Origin of the sequence: Streptomyces sp. NPDC050703 (genome assembly GCF_040654435.1) — a bacterium.
In the GTDB taxonomy this organism is placed as follows: domain Bacteria; phylum Actinomycetota; class Actinomycetes; order Streptomycetales; family Streptomycetaceae; genus Streptomyces.
In genome coordinates, this window is sequence record NZ_JBFAHX010000042.1 from 45,148 (window position 1) to 61,206 (window position 16,059).

A 16,059-nucleotide genomic window follows, 5' to 3' on the forward strand; every position below is an offset into this window, starting at 1 on the left:
TCCATTGCAGCCCCACCTCCTCCGGCCGGTCCCCCGTAAGGGAAGTCCCATGCGCCCTCTGCGCCCGTGGCGCAGAGTCAGTGTCTGTCTGCAGGGCTTGAAAGCGACGCTTCTGCGTGCTGCCCTGAGCCAGCTGCCAACACTATCAGCCGACTGAAGTGTCAAGCCCCCGCTTTGCCCTCCCCTGACGAGTTCTATGCTCGCGTCATGGCAGATGTTCTTGCGCTGGTCGAGGCCCGTCTCCGCACTGGCCTCGGAGAACCCGGCGCGCGCGCCGCGGTGACCTTCCTCGGCACCGACCGCGTGGAAGTGCTGCGGTTCACGGACGGCGACGTGGTGCGCTACGCCACGCTCGGCATGTCCGCCCAGCCGATGACCGACCCGACCGCCGCGCTCGCCGACCCGGTCAAGGGTCCGCGCGCCGAGCTGGTGCTCTCCGTACGCGGCGGTCTCGCCGACACGGACAAGGTGCTGCGCCCGCTCGCGGTGCTCGCCGCTTCGCCGCAGGTGGAGGGCCTCGTCGTGGCGCCCGGCGCCTCACTGGACGTCGGGGAGCCGCTGTGGCCCGGCGCGCCGTTCACCTCGGTGCTCGTCGCGGAGTCCGGGGGGCTGGTCGAGGACCTGGACCTGGACGCCCCCATGGACCCGGTCCGCTTTCTGCCGCTGCTGCCCATGACGCCGAACGAGGCCGCGTGGAAGCGGGTGCACGGTGCGGCGGCCCTCCAGGAGCGCTGGCTGAACAGCGGTACGGATCTGCGCGATCCGCTGCGCAAGTCCGTACCGCTGGACTGAGGCCCCCTCAGAAGCCGAACTTGAAGCCCGGCCCCCTCGGAAGCCGGACTGAGGCTCCCTCAGGAGCTGAGCTGAGGCTCCCTCAGGAACTGGGCCGACGTCCCCTCAGGGGCCGCATGGGGGTCCCCGAGAGGCGGGTCGGCCGGGCGGGTCAGCCGGCGAAGGCGCCGACGCCGTCCTCGGAGGCGTGCTTCGGCTCCAGTTCCTCGGCCTCGCGCGTCAGCGACGCGCGGCGCAGCCGGACGACGACCGCGCCGAGCACCGCCGTGACGGCCGCGACCACGAACGGCATGTGGATGTCGCTCCACTCCTCGATCTTCGGTGCGAAGAACGGCGCGGCAGCGGCCGCGAACCAGCGCACGAAGTTGTAGCCGGCGCTCGCCACCGGGCGCGGCGCGTCGGAGACGCCGAGGGCGAGTTCGGTGTAGACGGTGTTGTTCACGCCGATGAAGGCGCCGGACAGGATCGTGCAGACGATGGCGGTGGTGTGGTTGCCGTAGCCGAGCACGAGCACGTCCGCGGCGAGCAGCACCAGCGAACCGCCGAGCACCCTCAGCGACCCGAACCGCTCCTGCAGCCGCGGCGCGACGAGCACCGAGAAGACCGCGAGCAGCACGCCCCAGGCGAAGAAGACCGCGCCGGACTTGTACGGGGTCATGTCCAGCACGAACGGCGTGAAGGCCAGCACGGTGAAGAACGTGTAGTTGTAGAAGAACGCCGAGGCCGCCGCCGAGGCGAGCCCGCCGTGGCCGAGCGCCTTGACCGGGTCGAGCAGCGAGGTCTTCCTCGCGGGCCGCGGCTGCTCCTTCAGGAACGCCGTGATGCAGAGGAAGCCGATCGCCATCAGCACGGCGGTGCCGAAGAACGGGTAGCGCCAGCTCGCGTCGCCGAGCAGCGCGCCGACCAGCGGTCCGCAGGCCATGCCGAGGCCGAGCGCGGACTCGTACAGCAGGATCGCGGCGGCGCTGCCGCCGGCCGCCGCGCCGACGATGACGGCGAGGGCGGTCGACACGAAGAGCGCGTTGCCGAGTCCCCAGCCGGCCCGGAATCCGACGAGTTCACCGACCGAGCCCGAGGTTCCCGAGAGGCCGGCGAACACCACGACCAGGGCGAGGCCGAGGAGCAGGGTCTTCTTGCCGCCGATGCGGCTGGAGACGAAGCCGGTCACCAGCATCGCGAGGGCGGTGATCAGGAAGTACGAGGTGAACAGGAGGGAGACCTGGCTCGCGCTCGCGTCCAGGCCCTCGGCGATGGAGGGCAGGATCGGGTCGACGAGCCCGATGCCCATGAAGGCGACGACGGACGCGCCTGCCGTGGCCCACACGGCCTTCGGCTGGCGCAGGATGCCGCCCGCCCCGGCGTCGAACGGGTCCCCTTCCGCGGGAACCCCTGTGCTGCTGTTCATACAGCCGCTCCTTCGCTGTCTCCACAGCGGTCGACAGAAATCGTTGACGTATACATACATTAAGTTAGCGAGGCTAATGAATGCAAGTTACATCTAGTTTTGCCCGGTGACAGGGCCACCGGACGGGTGATCGTCCTTGACGAGGGGGCGGCCGGGGAGGACCGTTGGGCAGCATGAGGGGCGAACCCAGTTGCCCGAAGTGTGGTGGCCGGGTCAGGGCTCCCGGTCTCTTTGCCGACTCCTGGCAGTGCGACGCGCACGGCACCGTGTATCCGCTGCAGCCCGTGATCCCGCCGAGCGTCGAGGCGGTCCAGGTCGTGGTGCACCGGACCCAGGTCCCGGTGTGGATGCCGTGGCCGCTGCCGGTCGGCTGGCTCTTCACGGGCGTGGCCTGCGCGGGAGACGACAGGAGCGGCGGCAGGGCGACCGCGGTGGCCTGCTCGGGGCCCGCCCCGCTCGGCGGCGTGGGCGAGCTGGTGCTCGTCGCGGAGGAGCTGGGCGTCGGCCTCGGCGCGCGGTACGCGGGCATCGAAGGACCCGATCCGGGGCCCTGTATGAACGTCGACAAGCCACCGCAGACCAAGGTGCTCGCCGCGGGGCGCCCCACGGCGCTCTGGCACGTGTCGGGAACGCCGGACGACCGCGCGGTCTTCGCGGGCGAGGCGCGCGGCCTGTGGCTGTGGGCCATCGCCTGGCCGGAGCAGTCGGGACTCCTGATGTACGACGAACTGGTCCTCACCGACCTGCGGGACGCGGGCGCCGAGGTGGACCTGCTGCCGTGCGGGGCGCTGTCGCCGCGGCTGCTCACCCCGTGACCTCGGCGGTTCCGCGGGGCTTCACGGCGGCTTCGGCCCCGGGGGCGCCGCGGTCGCCGTGAGGGACGCCTCGTCGGCAGCGGCCGGGGGAGCGTCCGGGTCCCGTTATCCTTGAGCGTCCCCGCCGTCCGCCCACGTCAGAGCCTGGAGTCAGCATCGTGCGCATCGATCTGCACACTCACTCCACCGCCTCCGACGGCACGGACACCCCCGCCGAGCTGGTGCGCAACGCCGCCGCCGCGGGTCTCGACGTCGTCGCGCTGACCGACCACGACACCACGCGGGGCCACGCGGAGGCGATCGCCGCCGTGCGCGGACTGCCGGAGCCGGCGGGGCTGACCCTCGTCACCGGCGCGGAACTCTCCTGCCGCCTCGACGGCGTGGGCGTGCACATGCTGGCGTACCTCTTCGACCCCGACGAGCCGGAACTCGCCCGTGAGCGCGAGCTGGTCCGCGACGACCGGGTGCCGCGCGCGAAGACGATGATCGCCAGCCTCCGTGAGCTGGGCGTGGACGTCACCTGGGAGCAGGTGGCGCGGATCGCGGGGGACGGCTCCGTCGGCCGCCCCCACATCGCGGAGGCCCTCGTCGAGCTGGGCGTCGTGCCCACCGTCTCCGACGCCTTCACCCCGCAGTGGCTCGCCGACGGCGGCCGTGCCTACGCCGAGAAGCACGAGCTCGACCCCTTCGACGCCGTCCGCCTGGTCAAGGCGGCCGGCGGTGTCACCGTCTTCGCGCACCCCGCCGCCGCCAAGCGCGGCCGGACCGTGCCCGAGGCCGTCGTGGGGGAGCTCGCCGCGGCGGGCCTCGACGGCATCGAGACCGACCACATGGACCACGCCCCCGAGACCCGCGCCAGGCTGCGCGGCCTCGCGGCGGACCTCGGCCTGCTGGCCACCGGATCGAGTGACTACCACGGCAGCCGCAAGACGTGCGTGCTCGGGGAGTTCACCACCGACCCCGAGGTCTACGGCGAGATCACCCGCCGGGCCACGGGCGCCTTCCCCGTACCGGGCGCGGGCGGAAGCCCGGCCGCGTAAGACCCTCTTCTCCCTCACCGCTCCCCACCGTTCCGCGGCGGCGGGCCGCCGTGCCCTCGCGCCCGGCGCCGGTCGGCGCGGCCCTTCGTACGACCTGCTACGACTCTCTGCAAGGCATCACTGTGTTCGACGTCGCCGTCTTCGGCTCCCTCTTCCTCACCCTGTTCGTGATCATGGACCCGCCGGGCATCACCCCGATCTTCCTCGGCCTCACCGCGGGACGTCCCGCCAAGGTGCAGCAGCGGATGGCCTTCCAGGCCGTCTGCGTCGCCTTCGGCGTGATCTCGGTGTTCGGCCTCGTGGGCCACCAGATCCTGGACTACCTGCACGTCTCCGTCCCCGCGCTGATGATCGCGGGCGGCCTCCTGCTGCTGCTCATCGCGCTCGACCTGCTCACCGGCAAGACGGACGAGCCGAAGCAGACCAAGGACGTCAACGTCGCGCTCGTCCCGCTCGGCATGCCGCTGCTCGCCGGGCCCGGCGCCATCGTGTCGGTCATCCTCGCCGTCCAGGACGCCGACAGCGTCGGTACGCAGGTCTCCGTCTGGTCGGCGATCGTGGCGATGCACGTGGTGCTCTGGCTGGTGATGCGGTATTCGCTGCTGATCATCCGCGTCATCAAGGACGGCGGGGTGGTCCTCGTGACACGGCTCGCCGGCATGATGCTCTCCGCCATCGCCGTACAGCAGATCATCAACGGGGTCACGCAGGTGATCAACGGCGCGTGACGCACGTACGAAGGCCCCCGCGCGGAACCCGGATTCCTCCGGTCCGCACGGGGGCCTTCGTCGTCTGCTGCGTCGTCTGCGTTACGAGGCCGAGGAGTCGGCCGGGCGGATGTAGATGCGCTGGCCTATCGCTGCGGCCTGCTGCACGATCCGGTTGACGGAGGCGGCGTCCACGACGGTGCTGTCCACGGCGTTGCCGTCGACGTCGTCGAGTCGCATGATTTCGAAGCGCATAGGGCTTCTCCCTTCGTCTGGTCATCCTCCTGAAGGAGAACTACTGGGACGGCCAGGCCGTTGCCTGTCCGATAAGTGCGGGTTGCCGGGCTACTGTGCCCAGCGTTCCTGATGGGTAAAACGAGTTGCCCCCTGCAAACATTCCCTACGCTAAGGAAATTTTTCGAGTACCTAATTACCTGCGAGTAGCGGCACCGGTTGTGTTCGCTGTGTGACCAGCGGGAGACTGGGTCTCCTATGAACGACGCCGACCACAGCGCAGCCGAGCACGGCCCCGGTGCCGCTGACATCAGCGCTCAGCTGGAGCGCACCAACGGGCTGCTCGAACGCATGCTCGCCGAAGTGGCGAAGACGCCGTCCACGCACGCGATCTTCGTCGACGCGGGATACCTGTACGCGGCCGCGGGACGGCTCGCCACCGGCACCGAGGACCGGCGCGCCTTCGACCTCGACGCCGAGGGGCTCATCGAGGCGCTCATCGACAAGGCCCGCACGATCTTCGCCGACAGCAGGCTGCTGCGGGTCTACTGGTACGACGGCGCGAGGCGCCGCATCCACACCACCGAACAGCAGTCGATCGCGGAGCTGCCCGACGTCAAGGTCAGGCTCGGCAACCTCAACGCCAACAACCAGCAGAAGGGCGTCGACTCCCTCATCCGCAGCGACCTGGAATCACTGGCCAGGCACCGCGCCATCAGCGACGCCGCGCTCATCGGCGGCGACGAGGACCTCGTCTCGGCGGTCGAGGCCGCGCAGGGGTACGGCGCGCGCGTCCACCTCTGGGGCATCGAGGCACCCGAGGGCCGCAACCAGGCCGAGCCGCTGCTGTGGGAGGTCGACAGCCAGCGCACGTTCGACCTGGACTTCTTCAAGCCGTACGTGAGCCGGCGCGCCGTCACGACGTACGAGGCCGGGCCCACCGCGCAGCGGCCCTCCCGCGAGGACGTCCGCTTCGTCGGCGCGCAGATCGCCGCGAAGTGGCTCTCCGCGCGGGGGCGCGAGGCGCTGGCCGGGCTGCTGCCGGGCCACCCGTACCTGCCCGGCTCCGTGGACCAGGAGCTGCTGGTGGAGGCCGAGCGGCTGTTGCAGTACTCGCTGCGGGGGCAGTCCGATCTGCGGAGGGCGCTGCGGGACGGGTTCTGGGAGCACTTGCAGACGTTGTACTGAGGGCGTGCGCAGGGGGTACGTACACCCTGCGCGCGGGGGCTGTGCGGGGGCCGGGACCGGCGCCTTACCGCAGGCCGTCCCAGAAGGCCGTCAGGGCCGCTGCCGTCTCCCGTGGGCGGTCCGTGTTGGGGGAGTGCTCGGCGCCGCCGATCACCGTGCGGTGGGCGCCCAGGCGGCTCGCCATGTCATCCAGGAGCGGTACGGGCCAGGTGTCGTCGCGCTCGCCCGAGACCACGTGCTTCGGCAGCGGCGCGGCGGCGAGTTCGGCCACGCGGTCCGGCTCCCGGGAGAGCTGGCCGCCGGTGGCGATGAGCTGGGCGGGGTTGTGCCGCAGCCAGCGGGCGCGCAGGGCCTCGCTGTCGTCGTCCCCCTCGGCCGTGGCGCCCCCCGTGTCGGCGTCCTGCGGGGGCGGCGGCTCCATGGCGCGCATCGCCTGCCAGACCTCCTCCATCGACAGCACGGCGAGGGCGTCCGCCAGCATCTTGGCGCGGGCCTGCTGCGCGGGGACGATCGCCGCGGGGCCCGAGGACATCAGCGTGAGCGAGGCGAAGGCGTCCGGGGCGAGGAGTACGGCAGCGCGGGCGATCTGGCCGCCGAGCGAGTGGCCGAGCAGGTGCGGCGGGGCGGGGGCGCCCAGGGCCGCCGCCTGGGCGAGGACGTCGCGGGCCAGCTCCTCCTGGGCGTACGCCGCCACGTCCGCGGGGCCCGCCGTCTCGTACTGGCCCCGGCCGTCCACGCTGACGGCGCGGTAGCCGGCGGCGGTCAGGGGCTCCAGGAGGGCGATGAAGTCCTCCTTGCTGCCGGTGAAGCCGGGGAGCAGCAGGACGGTCCCTCGCGCCTCGGCGCCCCCGGCAGGGGCCGCGTCCAGCGTGGCGAAGGTGCCGCGCGGGGTGTGGAGGGGGCGGGCCGCCGCGCAGGGCGGGGGCGTGAAGGTGGGGGGCCGGCTCATGACACCGAGGCTAATGCCGGCCCCTGGGCCTTGGGGGTGGGGGCCTCTGCTGTGTCGGTACTCCGCGGGGTGGGCGGGCGTTGCGCCGCGCGTCTCCCTGTTCTCGCCGTTTCGCGGCGGGTTTCCCGCCCGTTCGTCCGTCCGCCCGCCCGGTACTCCGGAGTGGGCGGGTCGCCGAGGACAGCGGGGCGGGCGCCGGTCCGCGGGGTGAGCCGACGGCTCGGGGCCTCGGGTGCCGGGCAACGCGAAAGGCCCACCCCGGCGGGGGCGGGCCTTTCGCGTTGCGGAGGGGCGGAGTATCAGCTCTCCGGGGTCTCCACGGGCTCTGCCTTCTTGCGCGTACGGCGCCGGGGCGCGGCGACGGCGGCCTCGGTCGTCGACTCCGGAGCGGCAGCCGCCTTCCGCGTACGGCGACGCGGCTTCGGCTCCTCCGACGACTGCGCCGGAATCTCCGCCTCGGCGACGGGTTGCGTGGCCTTGCGGGTGCGGCGCTTGGGCTTGTCCTCGGCCGGGGCCTCGGTGGGGGCTTCGGCTTCGGCGACGGGCTCGGCGGTCTTGCGGGTGCGGCGCTTGGGCTTGTCCTCGGCCGGGGTCTCGGCGACCGCGGCTTCGGCGACGGACTCGGCGGTCTTCCGGGTGCGGCGCTTGGGCTTGTCCTCGGCCGGGGTCTCGGCGACCGCGGCTTCGGTCACGGGCTGCGTGGCCTTCCGCGTCCGGCGCTTCGGCTTCTCCTCGGCCGGGGCTTCGGTGGGGGCCTCGGCTTCGGCGACGGGCTCGGCGGTCTTGCGGGTGCGGCGCTTGGGCTTGTCCTCGGCCGGGGTCTCGGCGACCGCGGCTTCGGTCACGGGCTTCGTGGCCTTCCGCGTCCGGCGCTTCGGCTTCTCCTCGGCCGGGGCCTCGGTGGGAGCCTCGGCTTCGGCCGCCGGCTGCGCGGCCTTGCGGGTGCGCCGCTTCGGCTTCTCGGCGACGGGAGCCTCGGCCACCGCCGCCTCGGCGACCGCCGTCTCGACGACCGCAGCGGGGACCACTGCCTCCGGGGCGACCGTCTCGGGGATCACGGCCTCGGCGACCGCCGCGTCCGCGCCGCCGCCCCCACGCGTCCTGCGGCGCCGCCGCGGGGTGCGCGGCTCCGCGGCGGTGGGTGCCGGTGCCTCGGGGGCCTCCGTGGTCACCGGCGTGGCCGCCGCGGTGTCCAGCGGGTTGCCGGCCCGGGTGCGGCGCCGACGGCGCGGCGTACGCGCCGGGCGCTCCTGCTCCGGAGCCTGGGCCGGGGCCGCCGCGGCCGGCCGGCCGCGGTCCCTGCGACCGCCGCCACGCCCGCGTCCGCCCGTCTCGCCGAGGTCCTCGATCTCCTCGGCGCCCAGACCCGCACGGGTCCGCTCGGCGCGCGGCAGGACACCCTTGGTGCCCGCGGGGATGTCGAGGTCCTCGTAGAGGTGGGGAGAGCTGGAGTACGTCTCGACCGGGTCGTTGAAGCCGAGGTCGAGCGCCTTGTTGATGAGCTGCCAGCGCGGGATGTCGTCCCAGTCGACCAGCGTGATCGCGATGCCCTTGGCGCCCGCGCGGCCGGTGCGGCCGATGCGGTGCAGATAGGTCTTCTCGTCCTCGGGGGACTGGTAGTTGATGACGTGCGTGACGCCACCGACGTCGATGCCGCGCGCGGCGACGTCCGTGCAGACGAGCACGTCCACCTTGCCGTTGCGGAACGCGCGCAGCGCCTGCTCGCGCGCGCCCTGCCCGAGGTCGCCGTGGACGGCGCCCGAGGCGAAGCCCCGGCGCTCCAGCTGCTCGGCGATGTCGGCGGCCGTCCGCTTCGTACGGCAGAAGATCATCGCGAGTCCGCGGCCCTCGGCCTGCAGGATGCGCGAGACCATCTCGGGCTTGTCCATGTTGTGCGCGCGGTACACGTACTGCTTGGTGTTCGCGACGGTCTGGCCCTCGTCGTCCGGCGCGGTGGCGCGGATGTGCGTGGGCTGCGACATGTACCGGCGGGCGAGGCCGATGACGGCGCCCGGCATGGTCGCCGAGAACAGCATCGTCTGGCGCTTCACCGGAAGCATGTTGATGATCTTCTCGACGTCGGGCAGGAAGCCCAGGTCGAGCATCTCGTCGGCCTCGTCGAGGACCAGGCACTTGATGTGCTTGAGGTCGAGCTTGCGCTGGCCCGCGAGGTCCAGGAGGCGGCCCGGCGTGCCGACGACGATGTCGATGCCCTTCTTGAGGGCCTCGACCTGCGGCTCGTACGCACGGCCGCCGTATATGGCGAGGACGCGGACGTTGCGCGCCTTGCCCGCCGTCAGGAGGTCGTTCGTCACCTGCTGGCACAGCTCGCGGGTGGGGACCACGATGAGGGCCTGCGGCGCCTCGGTGAGCTGCTCGGGCGTGGCGCGGCCGGCCTCGACGTCGGCGGGGACGATCACGCGCTCCAGGAGCGGGAGGCCGAAGCCGAGCGTCTTGCCGGTGCCGGTCTTGGCCTGGCCGATGACATCCGTGCCGGAGAGGGCGACGGGGAGCGTCATCTCCTGGATGGGGAAGGGGTTGATGATGCCGACGGCTTCTAGGGCCTCGGCCGTCTCGGGAAGAATCCCGAGCTCTCGGAAAGTCGTAGTCAGGGCTATGCCTCTTCTGTGAGACGCGGCGCGAGGCGAACGCTGGGGGTCGTGACCGTGCCACTACCGCCGGCCGCTTGTCGGGCGGGCCGGGGGCGCGGGACCACTGCCGGCGCTCGAGCGCTCTTACCGCTGAGGTTCCCTCCTCGTGCAGTCCGCAGCTGCGCGGCCCGCCCGGAGGGCTGTCGGGTCGGAGCCGATCGGGCCACCGACCGGGCATCCTCATTCGTTAAGCCCGCCGAACACTCAGCGGGCGCATTACCACTGTACCCCGGAATCTCGCATGCGTGTCCGGCGAATTCGTCACATGGTCGCGGTCACAGTCACTGGCCAGGTCCTTACGGGGTACCGCGAGCGGGCTATTGTGCGGTTCATGGAGACGCCTGACACCGCCGCTGAACCCGCCGCCGAACCCACCGGGGTCGCCGCCCAGGACTGGGCGACGGCTTCCGCCGAGCCGCACTACCGCGCCGCGGTCGTGGACCTGCTCGGCGCGCTCGCCTACGGAGAGCTGGCGGCGTTCGAGCGGCTGGCGGAGGACGCGAAGCTCGCGCCGACGCTCGGCGACAAGGCGGAACTCGCGAAGATGGCGTCGGCGGAGTTCCACCACTTCGAGCAGTTGCGGGACCGGCTCTCGGAGATCGGTGCCGAGCCGACGGAGGCCATGGAGCCCTTCGTCGCCGCGCTCGACGGCTTCCACCGCCAGACGGCGCCGTCGGACTGGCTGGAGGGCCTGGTCAAGGCGTACGTGGGTGACTCGATCGCCAGTGACTTCTACCGCGAGGTGGCGGCCAGGCTCGACGCCGACACGCGCGAACTCGTCCTCGCGGTGCTCGACGACACCGGCCACGCCAGCTTCGCCGTGGAGAAGGTGCGGGCCGCGATCGAGGCGGACCCGCGCGTCGGGGGACGGCTCGCGCTCTGGGCGCGTCGTCTGATGGGCGAGGCGCTCTCGCAGTCGCAGCGGGTCGTCGCCGACCGGGACGCCCTGTCGACGATGCTGGTCGGCGGCGTGGCCGACGGGTTCGACCTCGCCGAGGTGGGCCGGATGTTCTCGCGGATCACCGAGGCGCACACGAAGCGGATGGCGGCGCTGGGTCTGGCGGCCTAGCCGGAGGGGCTGCCGCCGAAAGACGGTGGCGGCTGCCGCCGAAGAACGGTGGCGGCGCGTCCGCCGCGCGTGGCGGCGGCGCACCGCCCGGTCTGGCGGCGGTCAGGCCGTCGCCGAGCGGCGCAGTCTGCCGTGGGTGGGACGGATGAGCAGGCTCAGCAGGGCCACCGATACGGCGACCGCTCCCAGGAGCGTCGCGACGGCGTGGCCGGGGCCGAGCGCCATGTGCGTGATGAAGGCGCCGACGAGCGCGCCCACCGGGCCCGTCGACAGGACGAGGCTGCGCTTCGGCAGCCGGTGGCCCAGTCGGTGTGCCGTGGTCAGAGCCAGGGCGAGACCCAGCAGGGCGGAGCCGAGTGCTTCCAGAATCACAGAGGTGCCCTCCCTCGCAGCCAGGTGCAAATCGGTCCTACCCGGTCTACCCCCGGCGGCCGGAACGCAACCCTCCATGATCGGACGCCCCATAGGTCATCCCGTATGCCTGTCACCAGATACGGCTCGGTGCCGGCACGAGTACGGCCCGGTGGTCGGCAGACCACCGGGCCGTACTCGTCGCCGCGACCACCGCGGTGACGCGGTGGCGCGGTACTACAGGGCGCTGAAGCCCACCTTGCGCGCGGTCGGCTCGCCGAGCTCGACGTACGCGAGGCGGTCGGCCGGAACCAGGACCTTGCGGCCGTGGTCGTCCACGAGGCTCAGCAGCGGCGACTTGCCGGTCAGCGCCTCGGACACCGCGCGCTCGACTTCCTCGGCGCTCTGGCCGCTCTCCAGCACGATCTCGCGGGGCGCGTACTGCACGCCGATCTTGACCTCCACGGCTTTGTCCCTCCGACGGTCAAACTGTGCGCGGCCGTCCGCGCCGTACCCAGCACACATTAGCCCGGTGCGGCGACGGGTAAGGACGCGGCCGTGAACGCCGGTAGCGAACACGGAACGGGAACAAAGGGACGAGGTGTCAGTGGCCCTCGGTGCCGTGCAGCGGGAAGCCCGCGATGCCGCGCCAGGCGAGCGAGGTGAGCAGCTCCACCGCTTTGTCGCGGGGGACCGTGCTGCCACTGGCCAGCCAGTACCGCGCGACGACCTGGGAGTACCCGCCGAGGCCGACGGCGAGGAGCATCGCCTCGTCCCTGGGCAGGCCGGTGTCCTCGGCGATGACCTCGCAGATCGCCTCGGCGCACTGCAGGGTCACGCGGTCGACGCGCTCGCGGACGGCGGTCTCGTTCGTCAGGTCCGACTCGAAGACCAGGCGGAAGGCGCCGCCCTCGTTCTCCACGTACGCGAAGTAGGCGTCCATCGTGGCCGCGACGCGCAGCTTGTTGTCCGTGGTGGACGCCAGCGCCGTGCGGACCGACTGCAGGAGCGAGTCGCAGTGCTGGTCGAGCAGGGCGAGGTAGAGGTCGAGCTTGCCGGGGAAGTGCTGGTAGAGCACCGGCTTGCTGACCCCGGCGCGCTCGGCGATGTCGTCCATCGCGGCGGCGTGGTAACCCTGTGCGACGAAGACTTCCTGGGCCGCGCCCAGAAGCTGGTTGCGCCGGGCCCGTCGCGGCAGGCGGGTGCCCCGTGGCCGGGCCGCCTCTGTCTGCTCGATGGCTGTCACGCCGCCTCCCAAATCGTCCATGTGCGGTGAGCGCCGCGCCGCCATCGTACTTTTCGGTAACTGTGCTGTGTGCGGTGCGGGCGCAGAATTTCACGGACCGGATGCCCGCTGAATCGGTATGCAGCAGGGCAAACACGGTCAGGAGTCAGCGGTAGTCGTCCTCGTCGATGGTGACCACGCGGGCCTGTTCGGCCAGGTCGGCCTCGCTGGCCGCGCCCGGGTCCGCGTCCTGCAGGGAGTCGTCCCTGCTCGGGGCGAGATCGGCGTGCTGTTCCGCGGTGTCCGCCTCGGGCGCCTCGACGGCGGCCTCGGTGGTGGTGTTCTCTTCCGTCTCGAAGGTCTCGGGATCGGTCGGGTCGACACTCATCTATGGCTCTCTTCCGTGCGGTGGCTGGCCCTTCCCGGTGCGAGTGCCCTCTTCGCCCGCTTTGTATGAGCCTTCGTCCGCTTTCTCTGAGCGTAGGAGCATCCCGGGTGGGGCGCTACGTGGTCCCTGCGCGTCCCTGCGCGTCCCTGCGCGGTCTGTGACGGCGAACACGTGAACTACCGCGTGATCGTCTCGTAACATTGCCGCATGTCTTCGACCGATCTGCCGAATCTGCTGGCCACCACGGCGTCTCCCAAGCCGGGCACCGTGGCGGTCGCGGACGGTGAGCGGCTCGACTCGGTCGGCCTTCCCGGGCTCTCGCTCACGGTGCGTTCCCGGCCCTCGGTCCGTTCCGGTCTCGACCCCGCGCTGTTCGTGCACGGGCTCGGCGGCTCCTCGCAGAACTGGTCGGCCCTGATGCCGCTCCTGGCGGACGTGGTCGACTGCGAGGCCGTCGACCTGCCGGGCTTCGGGGACTCACCGCCGCCGGACGACGGCGACTACTCGGTCACCGGGCACGCGCGCGCGGTCATCCGCTATCTCGACGCCCGCTCGCGCGGCCCCGTCCACCTCGTGGGGAACTCGCTCGGCGGCGCCATCACCACCCGCGTCGCCGCGGTCCGTCCCGACCTCGTCCGCACGCTGACGCTGGTCTCGCCCGCCCTGCCGGAGCTGCGGGTGCAGCGCACTGCGGTGCCCACAGGGCTGCTCGCGCTGCCGGGCGTGGCGGCGCTCTTCACGCGCCTGACCAGGGAGTGGACGGCCGAGCAGCGGGTCCGTGGCGTGCTGGGGCTCTGCTACGGAGACCCGGGCAGGGTGACGCAGGAAGGTTTCGACGCGGCGGTGCGGGAGATGGAGCGCAGGCTCCAGCTCCCCTACTTCTGGGACGCGATGGCCCGCTCGGCGCGCGGCATCGTCAACGCGTACACGCTCGGCGGCCAGCACGGCCTGTGGCGGCAGGCCGAGCGCGTGCTCGCCCCGACCCTGCTCGTCTACGGCGCGCGCGACCTGCTCGTCTCCTACCGCATGGCACGCAGGGCGGCGAACGCCTTCCGCGACTCGCGGCTCCTGACGCTGCCCGACGCGGGTCACGTGGCGATGATGGAGGACCCGGAGACGGTGGCCACGGCCTTCCGTGAACTTCTGGCCGACACCGCCGCCAATGCCGGGCCCAGCGGCTCGCGCACGGAATCAGGGAGCTGAGGCGGCACGTGGGACGGCACAGCCGCCGGGTTCCGGCAGACACGACTGACCACATCGGCACCTCTGATGCGCCTCCTTCGCAGGGCGCGGTCCCGCGGCCGGGCCCCGGCACGGGCCGCCGCAGGCGCGCGCCGGGCGACGAGGGGACCCCGGCACACGGCATCCCGGCCCCTTCGGACGCCACCCCTCCGCACGGCACCCGCGCTCCCTCGGACGGCACCCCTCCGCACGGCACCCCCGCTTCCCCGTACGGCACCCCCGCGCACGGCGTGCCACAGGCGCGCGGCGGACATCCGGAGCAGCGGGAGGCCGGTGGCGGCTGGGGCGAGGTCGGCGGTGCCGAGGCCGGGCCGCGCGCGGACGCCGCGCATCCGGCGGCGCCGCCCACGATGCCGAGGCCGCGCGGGCGGGGCCCCCGCCAGGACTACGTGGCCGCCTTCGCCGACGGGGACGCGCCGGCCCCCGACGGGCCTCCGCCGCCCCGCGATCCGTACGCCTCCGTCACCGCGTGGGAGGACGTCGAGCCGCGGCCCGGGGACGAGGTGTCCTACGCGGGCGACGGCGACCTCGGCGACGGCAGTGACGAGGACGGCGGGAAGGGCAGGCGGAACCGCCGCGTCTACGCGAGCGTCGCGGCCGCCGCGCTGACCACCGTGCTCGCGGTCGTCGTGGCCGGTCAGGTCGCCGACGGCGCGGACCCCGACGACACCGGGAGCCGGGCCGCCGCGGGCGGCGCCGACCGTGACACCCAGGACCCCGCGTCCCGCTCGGACGAGCGGCGGAAGCCGGTGAAGGCGCCCGAGGCCCCCGCGGTCTCGTACGAGCGGAAGATGGGCGAGAAGACCCCGCTGGACGCGAAGCTGAGCGCGTCCGGCGACTTCGAGGCCGTGGGCGGGATCGCGGAGGCCCCCGGGAAGGGGCAGCGGTTCCGGTACCGCGTCGACGTGGAGAAGGGGCTCGGTCTCGACGGTCCGCTCTTCGCCGACGCCGTGCACAAGACCCTGAACGACGAGCGGAGCTGGGCCCACGAGGGCGCCCGCACCTTCGAGCGGATCATGTCGGGGAAGCCGGACTTCGTCATCACCCTGGCCAGTCCGGTGACGACCGCGAAGTGGTGCGCGAAATCCGGTCTCGACACCACTCAGGACAATGTCTCCTGTGACTCCGCGGCGACGGAACGCGTCATGATCAACGCCTATCGCTGGGCGCAGGGCGCGAAGACCTACGGCGACGACATCTACCCGTACCGGCAGATGCTGATCAACCACGAGGTCGGCCACCGGCTCGGCTTCAACCACACGGACTGCTCCAAGAGCGGCGATCTCGCGCCCGTGATGCAGCAGCAGACCAAGTTCCTCGACCACGACGGCATCAAGTGCAAGGCCAACCCCTGGGCGTTTCCCAAGGGTTGACGGCGCCGCCGGGGCCGTGGCTCCGGCGGGAGGCCCCGCGACGAGCCCGCCGCGGAGTGACTCTCCGTAGCGGAAGCGGGCCGTCGGCGCGGCATAGCGCGACGGAACGCCACCGGCGCGAGAAAGTTACGACCGTTCACCCCTTCCGGTGGCGCGATGGACAACCGTCCGTCGCGCCACCCGCATGACCGCATACGTTCTTCCCGCTGCGAGCCGCCGGGCCAACGGCGGCTCCCCAAGCGGGAGATCGGGGGTGCACTCGTGCGCGTCGCACTGCTTACGGAGGGTGGCTATCCGTATCTGACCGGTGAGGCACGGCTCTGGTGCGACCGGCTCGTACGCGGTCTGGAACCGCACGAGTTCGACGTCTACGCGCTCAGCCGCAGCGAGCAGCAGGAGGCGCGGGGGCGCGTCGAACTGCCGCCCAACGTCACCCGGGTGCGGACGGCTCCGCTCTGGACCGCCGACGACCGCGCGCTTTACCGCGCGGGACCGCGGGGCGGCCGGGGGCGCGGGGCGCGGCGGCGCTTCCTCGCGTGCTTCTCGGAGCTGGCGGAGGCGGTGTGCCGAAGCGCCGCATCCGGTGCCGGTCCGGGCTCCGGCGCCGTAGCCGGAGCCCGGGCCGGCCCC

General features: G+C 72.4%; 17 protein-coding genes. 9 read left to right on the plus strand and 8 right to left on the minus strand.

From position 1 onward, the window contains the following. The first annotated feature begins 207 nt into the window (after positions 1-207). Positions 208-792, plus strand: coding sequence for a suppressor of fused domain protein (locus AB0I16_RS29365; protein ID WP_363252636.1), 585 nt, complete (start codon positions 208-210; stop codon positions 790-792). A 151-nt stretch (positions 793-943) separates the two neighbouring features. Here AB0I16_RS29365 and AB0I16_RS29370 read toward each other — a convergent pair whose 3' ends face one another. Next, positions 944-2,197, minus strand: coding sequence for an MFS transporter (locus AB0I16_RS29370; RefSeq protein ID WP_363252637.1), 1,254 nt, complete (start codon positions 2,195-2,197; stop codon positions 944-946). A 173-nt stretch (positions 2,198-2,370) separates the two neighbouring features. On the opposite strand from AB0I16_RS29370, the gene AB0I16_RS29375 reads away from it, so the two are divergent. The 3 genes from AB0I16_RS29375 (at position 2,371) to AB0I16_RS29385 (ending at position 4,780) form a co-directional block, all read left to right on the plus strand. Continuing rightward, entirely contained in the window at positions 2,371-3,012 is a 642-nt protein-coding gene (locus tag AB0I16_RS29375; RefSeq protein WP_363252639.1) for a DUF6758 family protein, read from the plus strand. A 158-nt stretch (positions 3,013-3,170) separates the two neighbouring features. Beyond that, positions 3,171-4,052, plus strand: coding sequence for a PHP domain-containing protein (locus AB0I16_RS29380; RefSeq protein WP_363252640.1), 882 nt, complete (start codon positions 3,171-3,173; stop codon positions 4,050-4,052). 122 nt (positions 4,053-4,174) lie between these two features. Beyond that, entirely contained in the window at positions 4,175-4,780 is a 606-nt protein-coding gene (locus AB0I16_RS29385) for a MarC family protein (RefSeq protein WP_062779879.1), read from the plus strand. A gap of 81 nt (positions 4,781-4,861) precedes the next feature. On the opposite strand, the gene AB0I16_RS29390 is transcribed toward AB0I16_RS29385, so the two are convergent. Further along, positions 4,862-5,014, minus strand: coding sequence for a hypothetical protein (locus AB0I16_RS29390; RefSeq protein WP_164551819.1), 153 nt, complete (start codon positions 5,012-5,014; stop codon positions 4,862-4,864). A 237-nt stretch (positions 5,015-5,251) separates the two neighbouring features. On the opposite strand from AB0I16_RS29390, the gene AB0I16_RS29395 reads away from it, so the two are divergent. Then, positions 5,252-6,181, plus strand: coding sequence for an NYN domain-containing protein (locus tag AB0I16_RS29395; RefSeq protein ID WP_363252641.1), 930 nt, complete (start codon positions 5,252-5,254; stop codon positions 6,179-6,181). Positions 6,182-6,245: 64 nt separating this feature from the next. Here AB0I16_RS29395 and AB0I16_RS29400 read toward each other — a convergent pair whose 3' ends face one another. Then, entirely contained in the window at positions 6,246-7,130 is an 885-nt protein-coding gene (locus AB0I16_RS29400) for an alpha/beta hydrolase (RefSeq protein WP_363252642.1), read from the minus strand. A gap of 299 nt (positions 7,131-7,429) precedes the next feature. Continuing rightward, the gene (locus tag AB0I16_RS29405; protein ID WP_363252643.1) at positions 7,430-9,649 is read right to left on the minus strand and encodes a DEAD/DEAH box helicase; all 2,220 of its coding nucleotides are present in this window, start codon (positions 9,647-9,649) and stop codon (positions 7,430-7,432) included. A gap of 463 nt (positions 9,650-10,112) precedes the next feature. Here AB0I16_RS29405 and AB0I16_RS29410 point away from each other — a divergent pair, with 463 nt between their 5' ends. Then, positions 10,113-10,850 carry a ferritin-like fold-containing protein gene (locus AB0I16_RS29410; protein ID WP_363252644.1) on the plus strand — a complete coding sequence of 246 codons (738 nt, stop codon included), beginning with the start codon at positions 10,113-10,115 and terminating at the stop codon, positions 10,848-10,850. Positions 10,851-10,952: 102 nt separating this feature from the next. Here the strand turns inward: AB0I16_RS29410 and AB0I16_RS29415 are convergent, their stop codons facing one another. The 4 genes from AB0I16_RS29415 to AB0I16_RS29430 all read right to left on the minus strand — a co-directional run bounded on the left by AB0I16_RS29415 (position 10,953) and on the right by AB0I16_RS29430 (position 12,814). Further along, positions 10,953-11,222: a hypothetical protein gene (locus AB0I16_RS29415; RefSeq protein WP_363252645.1), complete on the minus strand. Its 270-nt coding sequence runs from the start codon at positions 11,220-11,222 to the stop codon at positions 10,953-10,955. Between the two features lie 216 nt (positions 11,223-11,438). Then, positions 11,439-11,666, minus strand: a complete 228-nt coding sequence (locus tag AB0I16_RS29420) for a DUF3107 domain-containing protein (protein ID WP_266870582.1) — start codon at positions 11,664-11,666, stop codon at positions 11,439-11,441. Between the two features lie 139 nt (positions 11,667-11,805). Beyond that, complete coding sequence (locus tag AB0I16_RS29425; protein WP_363252646.1) at positions 11,806-12,447, minus strand: TetR/AcrR family transcriptional regulator; 642 nt, start codon at positions 12,445-12,447, stop codon at positions 11,806-11,808. A 145-nt stretch (positions 12,448-12,592) separates the two neighbouring features. Beyond that, positions 12,593-12,814: a hypothetical protein gene (locus tag AB0I16_RS29430; protein WP_363252647.1), complete on the minus strand. Its 222-nt coding sequence runs from the start codon at positions 12,812-12,814 to the stop codon at positions 12,593-12,595. Positions 12,815-13,021: 207 nt separating this feature from the next. Between AB0I16_RS29430 and AB0I16_RS29435 the strand changes: the two genes are divergently transcribed. The 3 genes from AB0I16_RS29435 to AB0I16_RS29445 all read left to right on the plus strand — a co-directional run. After that, positions 13,022-14,017 carry an alpha/beta hydrolase gene (locus tag AB0I16_RS29435; RefSeq protein WP_363252648.1) on the plus strand — a complete coding sequence of 332 codons (996 nt, stop codon included), beginning with the start codon at positions 13,022-13,024 and terminating at the stop codon, positions 14,015-14,017. Between the two features lie 8 nt (positions 14,018-14,025). After that, the gene (locus tag AB0I16_RS29440) at positions 14,026-15,429 is read left to right on the plus strand and encodes a DUF3152 domain-containing protein (protein ID WP_363252650.1); all 1,404 of its coding nucleotides are present in this window, start codon (positions 14,026-14,028) and stop codon (positions 15,427-15,429) included. A 261-nt stretch (positions 15,430-15,690) separates the two neighbouring features. Further along, on the plus strand, positions 15,691-16,059 hold a 369-nt coding region (locus AB0I16_RS29445), incomplete at its 3' end, for a DUF3492 domain-containing protein (RefSeq protein ID WP_363252651.1).